Origin of the sequence: Pseudonocardia sp. EV170527-09 (assembly GCF_008369905.1) — a bacterium.
In the GTDB taxonomy this organism is placed as follows: domain Bacteria; phylum Actinomycetota; class Actinomycetes; order Mycobacteriales; family Pseudonocardiaceae; genus Pseudonocardia.
In genome coordinates, this window is record NZ_VRMC01000025.1 from 1 (window position 1) to 15,725 (window position 15,725).

General features: G+C 72.9%; 13 protein-coding genes, 1 tRNA gene and 1 other RNA gene. 11 read left to right on the forward strand and 4 right to left on the reverse strand.

Features of this window, described 5'->3' with window-relative positions; translation table 11 throughout:
* Positions 1-120: 120 nt before the first annotated feature.
* Positions 121-1,347 carry a site-specific integrase gene (locus tag FVA95_RS10115; RefSeq protein WP_149663977.1) on the forward strand — a complete coding sequence of 409 codons (1,227 nt, stop codon included), beginning with the start codon at positions 121-123 and terminating at the stop codon, positions 1,345-1,347.
* Between the two features lie 74 nt (positions 1,348-1,421).
* Here the strand turns inward: FVA95_RS10115 and FVA95_RS10120 are convergent.
* Positions 1,422-1,509 (reverse strand) — tRNA-Ser (locus FVA95_RS10120).
* Positions 1,510-1,589: 80 nt separating this feature from the next.
* Here FVA95_RS10120 and ffs point away from each other — a divergent pair.
* An RNA gene (ffs, locus tag FVA95_RS10125) (signal recognition particle sRNA small type) lies at positions 1,590-1,684 on the forward strand.
* A 51-nt stretch (positions 1,685-1,735) separates the two neighbouring features.
* Positions 1,736-4,276: a DNA polymerase III subunit gamma and tau gene (locus tag FVA95_RS10130; RefSeq protein ID WP_205015814.1), complete on the forward strand. Its 2,541-nt coding sequence runs from the start codon at positions 1,736-1,738 to the stop codon at positions 4,274-4,276.
* Positions 4,277-4,298: 22 nt separating this feature from the next.
* Here the strand turns inward: FVA95_RS10130 and FVA95_RS10135 are convergent, their stop codons facing one another.
* Positions 4,299-5,102: an N-acetylmuramoyl-L-alanine amidase gene (locus tag FVA95_RS10135; protein WP_368667312.1), complete on the reverse strand. Its 804-nt coding sequence runs from the start codon at positions 5,100-5,102 to the stop codon at positions 4,299-4,301.
* Positions 5,103-5,228: 126 nt separating this feature from the next.
* Between FVA95_RS10135 and FVA95_RS10140 the strand changes: the two genes are divergently transcribed.
* Both FVA95_RS10140 and recR read left to right on the forward strand, forming a co-directional pair.
* Positions 5,229-5,543 (forward strand): YbaB/EbfC family nucleoid-associated protein, encoded by a 315-nt coding sequence (locus FVA95_RS10140; RefSeq protein WP_060713646.1) that lies wholly within the window; start codon positions 5,229-5,231, stop codon positions 5,541-5,543.
* A gap of 1 nt (position 5,544) precedes the next feature.
* Positions 5,545-6,162, forward strand: coding sequence for a recombination mediator RecR (gene recR, locus FVA95_RS10145; protein ID WP_020624774.1), 618 nt, complete (start codon positions 5,545-5,547; stop codon positions 6,160-6,162).
* Between the two features lie 157 nt (positions 6,163-6,319).
* Here recR and FVA95_RS30810 read toward each other — a convergent pair whose 3' ends face one another.
* Positions 6,320-6,523 carry a hypothetical protein gene (locus tag FVA95_RS30810; protein ID WP_139318855.1) on the reverse strand — a complete coding sequence of 68 codons (204 nt, stop codon included), beginning with the start codon at positions 6,521-6,523 and terminating at the stop codon, positions 6,320-6,322.
* A gap of 246 nt (positions 6,524-6,769) precedes the next feature.
* Between FVA95_RS30810 and FVA95_RS10150 the strand changes: the two genes are divergently transcribed.
* From FVA95_RS10150 to FVA95_RS10175, 6 genes are all read left to right on the forward strand, one after another.
* Positions 6,770-7,690, forward strand: a complete 921-nt coding sequence (locus FVA95_RS10150) for a helix-turn-helix transcriptional regulator (protein ID WP_161992256.1) — start codon at positions 6,770-6,772, stop codon at positions 7,688-7,690.
* A gap of 114 nt (positions 7,691-7,804) precedes the next feature.
* Positions 7,805-9,460 carry an ABC transporter substrate-binding protein gene (locus FVA95_RS10155; RefSeq protein ID WP_370460851.1) on the forward strand — a complete coding sequence of 552 codons (1,656 nt, stop codon included), beginning with the start codon at positions 7,805-7,807 and terminating at the stop codon, positions 9,458-9,460.
* A 76-nt stretch (positions 9,461-9,536) separates the two neighbouring features.
* On the forward strand, positions 9,537-10,541 hold the full coding sequence (locus FVA95_RS10160) for an ABC transporter permease (RefSeq protein ID WP_060713643.1): 1,005 nt from the start codon (positions 9,537-9,539) through the stop codon (positions 10,539-10,541).
* Positions 10,538-11,464, forward strand: a complete 927-nt coding sequence (locus tag FVA95_RS10165; RefSeq protein WP_149663979.1) for an ABC transporter permease — start codon at positions 10,538-10,540, stop codon at positions 11,462-11,464. Before FVA95_RS10160 ends, FVA95_RS10165 begins: the two co-directional genes overlap by 4 nt.
* Complete coding sequence (locus FVA95_RS10170) at positions 11,461-12,459, forward strand: ABC transporter ATP-binding protein (protein WP_149663980.1); 999 nt, start codon at positions 11,461-11,463, stop codon at positions 12,457-12,459. Before FVA95_RS10165 ends, FVA95_RS10170 begins: the two co-directional genes overlap by 4 nt.
* On the forward strand, positions 12,456-13,559 hold the full coding sequence (locus FVA95_RS10175; RefSeq protein ID WP_149663981.1) for an ABC transporter ATP-binding protein: 1,104 nt from the start codon (positions 12,456-12,458) through the stop codon (positions 13,557-13,559). Before FVA95_RS10170 ends, FVA95_RS10175 begins: the two co-directional genes overlap by 4 nt.
* Positions 13,560-13,642: 83 nt before the next feature.
* Here FVA95_RS10175 and leuA read toward each other — a convergent pair whose 3' ends face one another.
* Positions 13,643-15,439, reverse strand: a complete 1,797-nt coding sequence (leuA, locus tag FVA95_RS10180; protein ID WP_149663982.1) for a 2-isopropylmalate synthase — start codon at positions 15,437-15,439, stop codon at positions 13,643-13,645.
* Between the last annotated feature and the right edge of the window lie 286 nt (positions 15,440-15,725).

Consider the following 15,725-nt stretch of genomic DNA (forward strand, 5'->3'; position numbering starts at 1 on the left):
CAGCAACGACTGAACACCCGACAAGGGGGTCAGTCCCAATCCGTCGTTACGGGGTTACTCCCAACCCGCCGTTGACAACGCCCTGGTCGTCTACGTCGAGCGACTGCGGGGGAGTGCCGCGTGACGGAGAAGAAGCGCACCCGACAGCCGAACGGTACGTCGAGCATCTACGAGGGCAAGGACGGCTACTGGCACGGCCGGGTCACCGTCGGGGTTCGCGACGACGGCAAGCCGGACCGCCGCCACGTCATGCGGAAGTCCAAGGCGGCCGCCATCCGCGCGGTTCGCAAGCTCGAACGCGACCGTGATTCGGCAACCGTCCAGGCGCCCGGCCGGGTCGGCACGGTGGGGGAGTGGTTGGAGCACTGGGTGGAGAACATCGCCGCCGCCGTGGTCCGGGAGAACACGCTCGCCGGGTACCGGGTCGCGATCCGTACGCACCTGATCCCTGGGATCGGCGCCCATCGGCTCGACCGGCTGCAGCCCGAGCACCTGGAGAAGCTGTACGCGCGGATGATCCGCAACGGCAGCTCGCCCGGCACTGCACACCAGGTGCACCGCACGCTCCGGACCGCGCTCGGTGAGGCCGAACGGCGCGGACGGATCACCAGGAACCCGGCCGCGCTCGCGAAGGCGCCCCGGGTCAGCGGGACGGAGGTGGAGCCGTACTCGGTCGACGAGGTCCGGCGGCTGCTCACCACCGCGGCCGAGGGGCGGAACCACGCCCGCTGGGCCATCGCCCTCGCGCTCGGGCTCCGTCAGGGTGAGGTCCTGGGGCTGCGTTGGGCCGACGTCGACCTGGACACCGGGACGCTCCTCGTCCGCCGGGGGCGACTGCGTCCCCGCTACCGGCACGACTGCGGCGGCTCGTGCGGGAAGAAGGCCGGCTACTGCCCGAACCGGGTCGCGGATCGGCCGGAGACCGACGAGACGAAGTCGCGCGCCGGACGTCGCGCCATCGGCCTCCCCGACGAGCTGGTCGCGCTCCTGAAGTCCCACCGTGAGGAGCAGGACCGCGAGCGTGACACGGCCGCGCAGCTCTGGCGGGACTCCGGCTACGTCTTCACCGACGAGCGCGGCGAACCGCTCAACCCGAACACCGACTACCACCACTGGAAGAAGCTGCTGCGCGCCTCCGGGGTCCGTGACGGACGCCTGCACGACGCCCGCCACACCGCCGCGACGGTGCTGCTGATCCTCGGTGTTCCGGAACGCGCGGTCATGGGCCTGATGGGCTGGTCGACGACCGCGATGGCGGCCCGCTACCAGCACATCACCGGGGTCGTGCGCAGCGACGTCGCCCAGCGTGTGGGCGGTCTGATCTGGGGCCGGCCGGATGACAAGTGAGACTGGAAATGAGACTGAACGCCGAACGCCGGGCCACCTTGTGCGGGTGGGCCCGGCGTTCTGCCTGTTCAGGCTGGCGGAGGATACGGGATTTGAACCCGTGAGGGATTGCTCCCAACACGCTTTCCAAGCGTGCGCCCTAGGCCACTAGGCGAATCCTCCGCGAAGAAGGTTACGCGACGCCCTCGGCGATCCGACGCGGCCCCCTCGCCGCCCGACGGCGCCGTCCGTGGCACACTGTCCGCGGACCCCGTGCGGCGTCCATCCTGTGAACTCCCCCAGGGCCGGAAGGCAGCAAGGGTCAACAGGCTCTGGCGGGTGCGCGGGGTCCCCTTCTGTCTCCGAGCGGGTCCCCGAAGTGTCGGACCCCCTGAGTAGCCTTCCCCTCGTGGCTCTGGCTCTGTACCGCAAGTACCGCCCGGCCAAGCTGGCCGACGTCGTGGGGCAGGAGCACGTCACCGAGCCCCTGGCCACCGCCCTCACCGCGGGGCGGATCAACCACGCGTACCTGTTCTCGGGGCCGCGGGGCTGTGGCAAGACGTCCTCGGCGCGCATCCTGGCGCGGTCGCTGAACTGCGAGCAGGGGCCGACCCCGGACCCGTGCGGCGTCTGCAACTCGTGCATCGCGCTCGCCCCCGAGGGGTCGGGCAGCATCGACGTCGTCGAGCTCGACGCGGCGTCCCACGGTGGTGTGGAGGACGCGCGCGAGCTGCGTGACCGGGCGTTCTACGCGCCGGCCGAGTCGCGCTACCGCGTGTTCGTCGTCGACGAGGCGCACATGGTCACCACCCAGGGCTTCAACGCGTTGCTCAAGATCGTCGAGGAGCCCCCGGAGCACCTGGTCTTCGTGTTCGCGACGACGGAGCCGGAGAAGGTGCTCCCGACGATCCGGTCGCGGACCCACCACTACCCGTTCCGGCTGATCCCGCCCGGGACGATGCGCTCGCTGCTGGAGAAGATCTGCGGCGAGGAGCAGGTGACCGTCGCGCCGCCGGTGTTCCCGCTGGTCATCCGGGCCGGGGGCGGTTCGGCCCGGGACACGCTGTCGGTGCTGGACCAGCTGCTCGCCGGTGCCGGGCCGCAGGGAGTGACCTACGAGCGCGCGGTCGCGCTGCTCGGGGTGACCGACTCCGGCCTGATCGACGACACCGTCGACGCGCTCGCCGCGGCCGACGGCGCCGCCGTCTACGGTGCGGTCGACCGGCTCGTCGAGGCCGGGCACGACCCGCGGCGTTTCGCCTCGGACCTGCTGCAGCGCTTCCGTGACCTGATGCTCGTGCAGGCCGTGCCGGACGCCGCGGAGCAGGGCCTGGTCGACGGCGCCGAGGACGAGCTGGCCCGGATGGCGGACCAGGCCGCCCGGCTCGGTCCGGCGACCCTCACCCGCTACGGCGAGATCCTGCACCAGGGCCTGATCGAGATGCGCGGGGCCACCGCGCCGCGGCTGCTGCTGGAACTGCTGGTCGCGCGGATGCTGCTCCCCGCGGCCACGACGTCCGACGGCGGTCTGCTCGAACGCCTGGAGCGCATCGAGCGGCGCAACGCGATCGCCCCCGACCCCGCCGGCCCGTCCGACGACGGTGCCGCCAAGCGGTTCGTGCGGCCCAGCGAGCGCCCGCCGGCGCCCACCTCCGACGGCGCCCCCCCGGGTGCGGGCAGCGGCGCGCCGTCGCGTTCCGCGGAACGCGACGCCCGGGACCCGGCCGCCGTGCCCGCCCCGGCGCCGGCGCGACCGGACGAGCCGGCGCCGCGGCCCGCGGTGACCAGGGCTGCGGACGGGCCGCGTTCCGCGGAACGCGACGACGAGAACGGCGCCGCGGCCACGCCGACCGCCGGTCCGGCCGCACCGGCACGCTCCGGCGACCGGGCCGAGGCCGACCCGCGTTCCGCGGAACGCGCTCCGGCCTCCGTCCCCGATGCCCCTGTGCCCGATGTCCCCGTGCCCGATGTCCCCGTGCCCGACGACTCCGTCCCCGCCGCGTCCGTCCCCGCCGTGGCGGCGCCTGCCGAGTCCGACCCTGCCGCCCCCGAGGCGGGCGACGGCCCGGTCCCGGTGGACGGCCCCGCATCGGACGCTCCCGCCACCGGTACCGGGCACGCGGACGGCGAGCCCGCCCGGCAGGCCGACGGCCCCGGTGACGGCGCCCGGCGGGCGGACGATCCCGGCCCGGGCGGCGCCGGCGGCACCGAGGAACCGGCAGCGCCGGCGGCCCCGTCCCGGAGCCCCGCTCCGCCCCGCGACGGCGCGCCCCCCGACGCCGTGCCGCCGGAGTCGGCGCAGCCGGTGTCGTCGGCGTCGTCGCTGGACGCGACCGCGGTCCGCCGGGTCTGGCCGGAGATCCTCGCCGCCGTCCGTCAGCGCAGCCGCAGCACGGAGGCACTGCTGGTCAACGCCACCGTCCGGGCGGTCGACGGTGACACCCTGGTCCTCGCGATCGGGGCCCCGCCGCTGGCCCGGCGACTGTCCGAGGCGCGCAACACCGACGTGATCGCCGACGCCCTGCGCGCCGTCCTCGGGGTTCAGTGGCGGGTCCACTGCGATACCGGGGAGGCCGCGACCGCGCGTCGCGCCGCCGCACCGGACCGCGCCCAGCGGGCGGTGCCGCAGCGTCCCTCGCAGCGCGACGCCCCGCAGCGTGAGCAGGGCGGGCGCCCCGCTCGCCGTCCCGCGGGGGACTCCGACGTCCCGCTGCCCCCGGAACCGCCGCCGGAGGACGCACCGCCGGACCCTCGTGATGCCGGACCGCAGGGGGGCGACGGTCCGGGCGCACGACCGGCCCCGGTGCGGAACCAGGCCGCCGAGGAGGAGGACATGCTCGCCGAGGCCGCGGCCGAGGCGGCGTCGCCGGGCGCCCGTCGCGACCCCGAGGCCGCCGCGCTGGAGATCCTCACCTCGCACCTGGGAGCACGCAAACTCGACCCACGCTGACCCCGGCCCGGACGGAGCGCGGTCAGCGGCGCAGCTGTGCCAGCACCGCCGAGGCCACCGCCGCCGCGATCCGGTCCCGCCCGGCCGGGTCGGTCAGCACGGCGGCGTCGCCGGCGTTGCGCATGTTGCCCGCCTCCACCAGCGCCGTCGGGACGGTCGAGGAGTTCAGACCGGCCAGGTCCGCGCGGCCGTCGAGCCCGTCGCGGCCGATGTAGCCGGCCGGGGCGAACCCGGCCGAGCGCAGCGCGTCCCGCAGCCCGGTGGCCAGGCGCAGCGACGCCGGTCCCGTCCCGTGCACGGCGGGCTCGGCGTAGGCGACGTGGAACCCGCGGGCCGAGGCCGCCGCGCCGTCCGCGTGCAGCGACACGGCCAGCGCCGCGCCGGCCCGGCCGCCCGCCGCCCCGCGGGCGTCGACACACGGGCCGACACCGACGTCGTCGGAACGGGTGAGGACCACCCGCACTCCGGCGGCCTCCAGCCGGGACCGCACGCGCCCGGCCAGGTCCCAGGTGAAGGCGTGCTCGGCGTAGCCGGCGTTCGTGGAGGTGCCGGTCGTGTTGCACGGTTTGGTCCCGCCGCGCCCGTCGGGGACCGGCCGGTTCACCGCGGCCGTGTTCGCGGCGTTGCCGCCGTTGTGACCGGGGTCGAGCAGCACGACCGGGCGGGCGACCGGCGCCGGCGTGGTCGGCAGCGAACGGGTCGTCGCGGCCGGTAGCGGGGCCGCGTCGACGGGAGGCGGGACCGGCGCCGGCGCACCGCAGCCGGCGCACACCAGCGCGACGACGAGCGGGAGGACGGCCGTGGCGGAACGGATCAGGGCGCGCACGGTCGGTCAGCCTGACACGTCTACCCTGGAGAACGAGACGTCCGCGCCGGTCGCGCCGGGGAAGCCCCCGATCGCGCGAGCCGGACCCGACAGCGAGGGGTACGCGTGCAACCCGGTCAGCCCGACATGCAGATGATCCTGCAGCAGGCCCAGAAGATGCAGCAGCAGCTCCAGCAGGCGCAGGCCGAGCTCGCGACCGCCGAGGTCACCGGCCAGGCCGGGAACGGGCTGGTCGAGGTCACCGTCACCGCGGGTCTGGAGCCGCGTTCGGTGCGGATCGACCCGAAGGTCGTCGACCCCGAGGACGTCGAGACCCTGCAGGACCTCGTCGCCGGCGCGCTCGCCGACGCGGTCCGCCGTGCGCAGGAGCTGCAGCAGGAGAAGATGGGCCCGCTCGCCGGCGGCCTCGACATGGGCGGCCTGGGCCTCCCGGGCGCCTGAGGTGTTCGAAGGACCGGTCCAGGACCTGATCGACGAGCTGGGACGCCTGCCCGGGGTCGGTCCGAAGAGCGCCCAGCGCATCGCGTTCCACCTGCTCGCCGCGGACCCGGCCGACATCAACCGGCTCCAGGAGGTCCTGCAGACGGTCAAGCAGGGCGTCGCGTTCTGCGACGTGTGCGGCAACGTCGCGTCGGACACCCGCTGCCGCTACTGCTCCGACGCGCGGCGCGACCCGACGCTGGTGTGCGTGGTCGAGGAGCCCAAGGACGTCCTGGCCGTCGAGCGGACCCGGGAGTTCAAGGGTCGCTACCACGTGCTCGGCGGTGCGCTCGACCCGCTGGCCGGGATCGGCCCGGACAGCCTGCGGATCCGTGAGCTGCTCGCCCGCCTCGGCGGCACCGGTCCGGCGACCGACGAGACCGAGATCTCCGAGGTCATCATCGCGACCGACCCCAACACCGAGGGTGAGGCCACCGCGACCTACCTGGTCCGGCTGCTGCGCGACTTCCCCGGTCTGAGCGTCACGCGGCTCGCGTCCGGCCTGCCGATGGGCGGCGACCTGGAGTTCGCCGACGAGATGACGCTCGGCCGCGCGCTCGCCGGCCGACGGGCCCTGTAGACCCGGACACGGAACGGCCGGTCCGTACCGGGCACGACGCCCCGGTCGTGACCGGCCACCCGGCGCAGCAACCCCCCGTCGCTGCGCCTCCTTGCTGGTGAGATCCCGACTGCTCCTTCGGCGAGCCTCAGCGGGGCTGATGCTCCTTCGGCGAGCCTCAGTCGGTGTCCTCGTCGCCCCACGCGTCCACGTGGTGCGATCGGCCGTGGAGCTGGCGCTGCCTGCGCTCCCACTCCCGGCGGCGCTGCTCGGCGATCCGGCGCCACGCCTCGCTCTGGCGCCGGTCGGTCACCCCGATCACGATCGCCGAGAGGACCAGCGTGGCCAGCCCTGCCAGGGCCACCGCCACCAGCGCGATCACGGCGACCACCGCCCGGTACGGGCGCGGTGGTACGTGCCTGTGTGCGGCACCTGCGTCCTGCGGATCATGTCCATCTCCCTTCGTGTGTCGCGGTCGGTCCGTGGTCCCTGTCCGCCACGGTTGGTGTGGCTGCCGTCACGTCCGGGTGATGTCAGCATGCCCGACTCAGCGCACCCGTGCAATTGCAGACTCAGGGAATTGCACGGAGATGTAGATTGCACGGCGGGACCGGGGAGGGGGCGCGGGGTGGAGCAGGAGCCGACCGGCGCACGACGACGGCTGGGTGCCGAGCTGCGCCGGCTGCGCGTCAACGCCGGGCTGAAGCTGGAGGACGCCGCGTCCGGGGTGGGCTGCTCGGCGTCGAAGATCAGCAGGCTGGAGAACGGCAAGGGGGTGCCGCGCCCGGCCGACGTCGCCGCGCTGGTCGAGGTCTACGGCGGGGTCTCCGGGGTCGAGGCGGAGATGCTCGAACGGCTGGTCACCGAGAGCCGCACCCGTGGCTGGTGGGAGCCGTTCACCGAGGGCCTGCGCAGCGACCCGCACTTCCTGCCGTCGCCGGGGCGCTACGCGGCCGCCGAGACCGACGCGACCGCCGTCGCCGCCTTCGACCTGACCGTGCTGCACGGGCTGCTCCAGACGCCCGCCTACGCCCACGCCGCGCTGCGCGCCCGGCTCCCGGGCCGCCCGGACTGGGAGATCGACCAGCTCGTGCGGCTGCGCGGTCGTCGCCACGAGGCGCTCACCGCGACACCGCCGCTGGCGCTCGACGTGGTCGTCGACGAGGCCGTGCTCGTCCGCGCGACCGGCGGTCCCGCGGTGATGGCCGAGCAGCTCGACCGGCTGCTCACCCTTTCGGAGCTGCCCGACGTGACGCTGCGTGTGCTCCCGTTCGGCGCCGGGCCGCAGCGCGCCCACGCCGGCCGATTCGCGATCCTGACCGTCCCCGACGCACTCGGACCCGACGTCGTCCACACCGAGGGGCACGCAGGGGAGTCGTTCCTGGAGTCGCCCGCCGACCTGCGCACCTACCGTGAGGTCTTCGCCGAGGTCCGGGCCGCCGCGCTCGCCGAGGACGCCTCACGGGATGCGGTCGCGAACCACCGGGACGCGCACCGGACGGCCGTCGTCGAGGGGACGGGCGAACGGGACGTGCGTACCAGTTCGTAGCACTATCGTGACGCAAGGGACTACCAGTTGGTAACGGACCGCTATAGGTTTCCCCGTCATCAGGTGTCCTCACGCGCACATCGGGTGGACACCTCTGCCGACGAGGGGACCGGAATGCGCAGACGGTGGATGACGGCGGTCATGGCGGGCGTGCTCGCAGTGGGCATGACCGCCTGCGCGAGCTCGGAGCGCGGAGCGGGCGGCGACGCCGCCGGGGGGGGGGCGTTCGTCTTCGGCGCCGCCGGCGCGCCGAAGAACTTCGACCCGATCTTCAACGACGACGGCGAGAGCTTCCGCCCGGCGCGGCAGATGTTCGACACGCTGATCACCTACAAGCCGGGGACCACCGAGCTCGAGCCCGGCCTGGCCACCGAGTGGAAGTCCACTCCGGACGGCAAGACCTGGACGTTCACCCTCCGCGAGGGCGTCACGTTCCACGACGGCACGCCGTTCGACGCGACCGCGGTCTGCGCGAACTTCGACCGTTGGTTCACCATGAAGGGCGCCGCGGCCCAGAGCCAGATGATCTACTACGGCGACATCTTCGAGGGCTTCGCCAAGAACGAGGGTGACGCCTCGGGCGCACCGCTCTACAAGTCCTGCACGGCGCAGAGCCCGAACACCGCCGTCCTGGCGCTGAACAAGTTCAAGGGCGCGTTCCCGGCCGCCTTCGGCCTCACGTCGTTCTCGATCTCCAGCCCGACGGCGCTCAAGCAGTACGACGCCGACGCCGTCACCCAGAGCGGTGACTCCTTCACCTACCCCGCCTACGCGAACGAGCACCCGACGGGCACCGGGCCGTTCAAGTTCGAGAGCTTCGACAAGGCGAACAACACGATCACCCTGGTCCGCAACGACCAGTACTGGGGCGAGAAGGCCAAGCTCGACCGGCTCATCTTCAAGATCATCCCGGACGAGAACGCCCGCAAGCAGGAGCTGGCCGCCGGCACCATCGACGGCTACGACTACCCGTCGCCCGCGGACTACCAGACCCTGAAGGACCAGGGCGACCAGGTGCTGATCCGCCAGCCGTTCTCGCTGCTCTACATGGGCATCAACACGAAGAACAACCCCAAGCTCAAGGACCTTCGGGTCCGTCAGGCGCTCGCCTACGCGATCGACCGCGAGTCGCTGGTCCGCACGAAGATGCCGGAGGGCTCCGCGGTCGCGAAGGAGTTCGTGCCGCCGACCGTCGCGGGCTACGCCGACGACGTCACCGAGTACCCGTACGACCCGGAGAAGGCCAAGCAGCTGCTCGCCGAGGCCGGCGCGCAGAACCTGACGCTGAACTTCTACTACCCGACCGAGATCACCCGGCCCTACATGCCGAACCCGGCGGACCTGTTCTCGGCGATGTCGGCGAACCTGAAGGCCGTCGGCATCACGGTCAACCCGGTCGCGCGGCCGTGGAACGGCGGCTACAAGGACGACGTCCAGAAGGCCGGCAAGCACGACCTGCACCTGCTCGGCTGGACCGGCGACTACAACGACGCCGGCAACTTCGTCGGCACGTTCTTCGGCCGGGAGAAGGCCGAGTTCGGGCCGCAGGACCCGGCGATGTTCGCCGAGCTGGCCAAGGCCGACGCCATCCCGGACCCGGCCGGCCACGCCGCGGCGTACCAGCAGGCCAACAAGGACATCATGGCCAAGTACCTGCCGGCCGTGCCGATCCTGACCACCGGCCCGGCGATCGTCGTCGGACCGAACGTGCAGGGCCTCGTCCCGTCGCCGCTGACCGACGAGCGCTTCGTCTCCGTCAGCAAGAACTGACCGTGCCCCGGGCGCCGCGGAGATCCCGCGGCGCCCGGCCGCGTGTCCCGCCTCCCACCACTGAGGACATCCACGCATGCTGCGCTTCGTCGCGCGCCGCCTGCTCCAGGTCGTCCCGACGCTGCTCATCCTGTCCGTGCTGTTGTTCGCCTGGCTGCGCTCGCTGCCCGGTGGACCGGCCGGTGCGCTGCTCGGAGACAAGGCGACCCCGGAGTCGATCGCCGCACTCAACAAGACACTGGGCCTGGACCAACCCATCCCGATCCAGTACCTGCACTACCTCGGCCGGGCGCTGACCGGCGACTTCGGCGCCTCCCTCGTCACCGGAGACCCGGTGATCACCGAGCTCGGCCGCGCACTGCCGGGCACGATCGAGCTCTCCCTGGCGGCGCTGCTGCTCGCCGTCGCCCTCGGGATCCCGCTCGGCTACCTCGCCGCCCGCCACCGCGGCGGGATCTGGGACAACCTGACCATCGTCGGAACGCTGGTCGGCGTCGCCGTCCCGGTGTTCTTCCTCGGCTACGTGCTCAAGCAGTTCCTGGCCGTCGATCTCGGCCTGTTCCCGCCGTCCGGGCTGCAGTCGACCGGCATCGACGCCACCTCGGTGACCGGCTTCCCCACCCTCGACGGCCTGCTCACCCGCGAGTTCGACGCCAGCTGGGACTCGCTGATGCACCTCGTGCTGCCGGCCGTCACGCTGGCGACGATCCCGCTCGCCGTCATCGTGCGGATCACCCGGGCCTCGGTGCTCGACGTGCTGGAGTCCGACTTCGTCCGCACCGCCAACGCCAAGGGCCTCGCGCCGGGCACCGTCCGCGGCCGGCACGTCCTGCGCAACGCGCTGCTGCCGGTCTCCACGACGATCGGCCTGCAGACCGGCCTGCTCCTCGCCGGCGCGGTGCTGACCGAGAAGGTGTTCAACCGGCCCGGCATCGGCACCCTGATCGCCGAGGGCATCGAGCGCCGCGACTACCCGCGGCTGCAGGCCGTGGTGCTGCTCGGCGCACTGATCTACGTGCTGGTCAACCTGCTCGTCGACCTGTCCTACGCCGTGATCGACCCGAGGGTGAGGCTGCGATGAGCGCACCGACCACCTGGGCGCAACGGCGCAGGGACCGGATCGACGACACCGCGGGTCGCAGCCTGTCCGCCGACGCGCTGCGCCGGCTGCGCCGCAGTCCCACCGCGATCGTCGGTACGGTGATCATCGGGCTGTTCGTGCTGGTCTCGGTGTTCGCGCCGCTGCTGGCCCCGCACGACCCGGCCCAGGCGTTCCCGCAGCTGCTCGACCAGCTGCGTCCCGGCTCGATCCCCGGACCGCAGCCCGGCTTCCCGCTCGGCAGTGACCAGAACGGCCGCGACGAGTTCTCCCGGATGATCCTGGCGTCGCGCCAGACCCTGCTCGTCGGCGTGCTCGCCACCGTGTTCGGGCTCGCGGTGGGTCTGGTCATCGGCGTGCTCGCCGGGGCGTTCGGCGGCTGGATCGACACCGTCCTCATGCGGGTCACCGACGTGCTGCTGTCGATCCCGTCACTGCTGCTCGCCATCTCCGTCGCGGCGCTGGCCGCCCGGCCCAGCCAGACCACGGTCATCATCGCCGTCGCACTGGTGAACGTGCCGATCTTCGCGCGGCTGCTGCGCGGGTCGATGCTCGCCCAGCGCGACTCCGACCACGTCCTCGCGGCCACCGCGCTCGGGGTGAAGCGACGGGCGGTGGTGCTGCGGCACATGCTGCCCAACGCGATCGGCCCCGTGATCGTCCAGGCCACGCTGACCCTGGCGACGGCGATCCTGGACGCGGCCGCGCTCTCCTTCCTCGGCCTCGGCGACGCCGACCCGGCCCGCGCGGAGTGGGGCCTGATGCTCGCCTCCGCACAGCCCTACCTCGACGTCCGGCCCGGGCTGGCGGTCTACCCGGCGATCGCGATCATCGTCGTCGCGCTCGGGTTCACGCTGCTCGGCGAGTCGCTGCGCGAGGCCATCGACCCCAAGGGACGCCGATGAACCCCCTGCTGTCCGTCGAGGACCTGTCCGTGCGCTTCGTGCGCCGGGGCGAGGCCGACGTCGTCGCCGTCGACGGGGTGTCGTTCGACGTGCGCCCCGGTGAGGTCGTCGGCCTGGTCGGCGAGTCCGGCTGCGGCAAGTCCGTGACCTCACTGGCGATCATGGGGCTGCTCCCGGGGCGGACCCCCCGCGTGGGCGGCTCCGTGACGTTCGACGACGGGACCGGCAGCCCGACCGACCTGCTCACCCTGTCCGACGCGCAGCTGCGCGAGCGGCGCGGTCGCGACATCGGGATGGTCTTCCAGGACCCGCTGTCGTCGCTGAACCCGGTCGTGTCGGTGGGTGTCCAGATCACCGAGGCGCTCACCCGGCACCGCGGGATGGGAAAGGACGAGGCCCGCCGCGAGGCCGTCTCCCTGCTGGAGCGGGTCGGCATCCCCGACCCGGCCCGACGGGTGTCGGCCTACCCGCACCAGATGTCGGGCGGGATGCGCCAGCGCGCGCTGATCGCGATCGCGCTGGCCTGCCGGCCGAAGCTGCTCATCGCCGACGAGCCGACCACCGCCCTCGACGTCACCATCCAGGCCCAGATCCTGGAGCTGCTGCGCGAGCTCGTCGCCGAGACGGGGACGGCGCTGATCATGATCACGCACGACCTCGGCGTCGTCGCGGGGCTCTGCGACCGGGTCAACGTCCTCTACGGCGGCCGGGTCGTGGAACGCGCGGAGCGGCACGCGCTGTTCGGCGGTCCGCGCCACCCGTACACCTCCGGGCTGATCCGGTCGATCCCGCGGCTGGACTCCGACCCCGCCGCGGAGCTGCCCGCGATCACCGGGTCGGTGTCGGACAACCTGCCCTGGGACCACGCCTGCGCCTTCGCGCCGCGCTGCCCGCGGGCGCTGGAGACCTGCACCTCGGTCACCCCGGTGGCCGACGACGCGGCGGGCCGGCTGCTGCGCTGCCACAACCCCGAGCCGATCGGAGCAACGGCATGAGCCCCCTGCTGGAGGTCGAGGACCTGCAGGTCCACTTCCCGATCACCCGGGGTGTGCTGGTGCAGCGCACGGTCGGGCACGTCAAGGCCGTCGACGGTGTCTCGCTGCGGATCGAGCGCGGTGAGACCTACGGCCTGGTCGGCGAGTCCGGCTGCGGCAAGTCGACCCTCGGGCGGGCGATCCTCAAGCTCACCGAGCCGACCGCGGGCACGGTGTCCTTCGACGGCACCGACGTCGCCGCACTGAAGGGGGAGCCGCTGCGCCGGATGCGCCGCCGGTTCCAGATGGTGTTCCAGGACCCGATGTCCAGCCTGGACCCGCGCCAGTCGGTCGGGTCGCTGCTGCGCGAGGGCCTGGCCGCGCACGGGATCGAGTCCGGCCCGGACCGGCTCGCCGAGCTCATGCGCGCGGTGGGGCTGCCCGAGTCCGCACTGCGCCGCTACCCGCACGAGTTCTCCGGCGGGCAGCGTCAGCGCATCGGGATCGCCCGGGCCCTGTGCGTGGAGCCCGACCTCGTCGTCGCGGACGAGCCGGTCTCGGCGCTGGACGTGTCGGTGCAGGCCCAGGTGCTCAACCTGCTGCGCTCGCTGCAGCGCGAGCTCGGCCTGACCTACCTGGTGATCGCGCACGACCTGGCCGTCGTGCGGCACGTGTCGGACCGGGTCGGGGTGATGTACCTCGGGTCGATCGTGGAGGAGGCGCCCGCCCGCGCGCTCTACGACGGCCCGCTGCACCCCTACACCCGGGCGCTGCTCTCGGCGGTGCCCCAGCCGGACCCGACGGTGGAGGACACCCGCGAGCGGATCCTGCTGTCCGGAGACCTGCCGTCGCCGGCCGCGCCGCCCGCCGGGTGCCGGTTCCACACCCGCTGCCCGTGGCGTCAGGAGGACCGGTGCTCCACCGAGCGCCCGCAGCTCCGGACGCTCGACGGCGACACCACCGGGCACCGGGTCGCCTGCCACCACGCCGAGGCCATCCGCGACGGGGTCATCACCCCGCACGAGGTGACCGCGGAGGAGGCCGACGCCGCCGTCGGCCCGGGCAGCGGCCCGGAGGTACCCGGCCAGCAGATCACCCTCGGCGACGCGATCGGCCGCTGACCGGCCCACCGGTCACCCGTGACCGGGCCGTCCGTACGAGAGGTGCGTACGGACGGCCCGTTCGCGCGGCGGTGGTGGAGGCGTCAGCGCAGGGCGCGGTTGATCGCGCTCACGACGCCCTTGAGGCTGGCGCTGGTGATGGAGCTGTCGATCCCGACGCCCCAGAACACCTTCTCCTCGACGGCGCACTCGACGTAGGCCGCGGCGCGGGCGTCGTCACCGCCGCCCATCGCGTGCTCGTGGTAGTCGAGGACCCGGACGTCGAACCCGATCCCGGCCAGCGCGTCCACGAACGCCGCGATCGGCCCGTTCCCGGAGCCGGCGATCTCGTGCAGGTCGGACTCGACGCGCACCGTCGCCACGATCTCGTCGCGGCCCTCGCCGTCGCTGTGGACGCGGTGGCGCACCAGCTTGAGCGGGGTCTCGCGGCCCAGGTACTCGACGTCGAACGCGTCGCGCATCGCCTTGGGCTCGACCTCGCCGCCCTCGGTGTCGGTGTAGGCCTGGATGACGTGGCTGAACTCGATCTGCAGCCGTCGCGGCAGGTCGAGCTGGTGCTCGGTCTTCATGATGTAGGCGATGCCGCCCTTGCCGGACTGGCTGTTGACCCGGATGACGGCTTCGTAGGTGCGGCCGATGTCCTTCGGGTCCACCGGCAGGTACGGGACCTCCCAGGTGTGGTCGGCGACCGGGTGCCCGGCCTCGGCGGCGTCGGCCTCCATCGCGGCGAAGCCCTTGTTGATCGCGTCCTGGTGGGAGCCGGAGAACGCGGTGTAGACCAGGTCGCCGCCCCACGGGTGGCGCTCGTGCACCGGCAGCTGGTTGCAGTACTCGACGGTGCGGCGGATCTCGTCGATGTCGGAGAAGTCGATCTGCGGGTCGACGCCCTGGGTGAACATGTTCATGCCCAGCGCGACCAGGTCGACGTTGCCGGTGCGCTCGCCGTTGCCGAACAGGCAGCCCTCGATGCGGTCGGCGCCGGCCTGGTAGCCGAGCTCGGCGGCGGCGATGCCGGTGCCGCGGTCGTTGTGCGGGTGCAGCGACAGGATCAGCGCGTCGCGCCGGGCCAGGTTGCGGTGCATCCACTCGATGGAGTCCGCGTAGACGTTCGGCGTCGCCATCTCGACCGTCGCCGGCAGGTTGACGATCATCGGGTGCTCGGGCGTCGGCTGCCAGATCGCGCTCACCGCGTTGGTGATCTCGACGGCGTACTCCAGCTCGGTGCCGGTGTAGGACTCCGGCGAGTACTGGAAGGTCCAGTCGGTCGCCGGGTACTTCTCGGCGAACTTCGCGACCTCCTCCGCGCCGTCGGTGGCGATCTTGGTGATGCCCGCGCGGTCGGAGCGGAAGACGACCCTGCGCTGCAGGATCGACGTCGAGTTGTAGAGGTGGACGATCGCCGAGTGCGCGCCCTCGCAGGCCTCGAAGGTCCGCTGGATCAGCTCCGGCCGGGCCTGGGTCAGGACCTGGATCTGCACGTCGGACGGGATCGCCTCGTCCTCGATGATCTCGCGGACGAAGTCGAAGTCGGTCTGGCTCGCCGCCGGGAAGCCGACCTCGATCTGCTTGTAGCCCATGCGTACCAGCAGGTCGAACATGCGCCGCTTCCGCAGCGGGCTCATCGGGTCGATCAGCGCCTGGTTGCCGTCACGCAGGTCGACCGCGCACCACAGCGGCGCGGTGTCGATGACCTTGTCCGGCCACGTGCGGTCCGGCAGCGAGACCGGCTCGACCAGCTGATGGAACGGCTTGTACCGGTGCACCGGCATCTGCGATCCGCGCTGGCGGTTCCAGGCCGGCTGGGTCGCGTGCGGCGCGCCCTCGGGGGTGCGGACGTTGCTGCGGGCGCGGGCCTCGTAGGCGTCGGGAGAGGTGGTCACGGGAACTGCTCCTGGATGTCGGACGGTCGTGGCGACCGGCGGACACGCGAAACCCCGCGACGAGGGGCCGGTCGGTTCAGACCCCGCCGCGGCGGCGAAGGAGCAGGCGCGCCATGCCCCCACCGTAGACCCGACCCCCCGTTGCACGGCAACCCGCTGTCCCGGACCGGTGTTGGTGTCACCCGGACGACGGCACGCAACGAAGTGATCACAACCGAGAGCGTTCTCCCTCGTTGTGGGGGCAGTGAGGGCACGGCGGTGCGACCATGACGCCGTCGGAGACAAA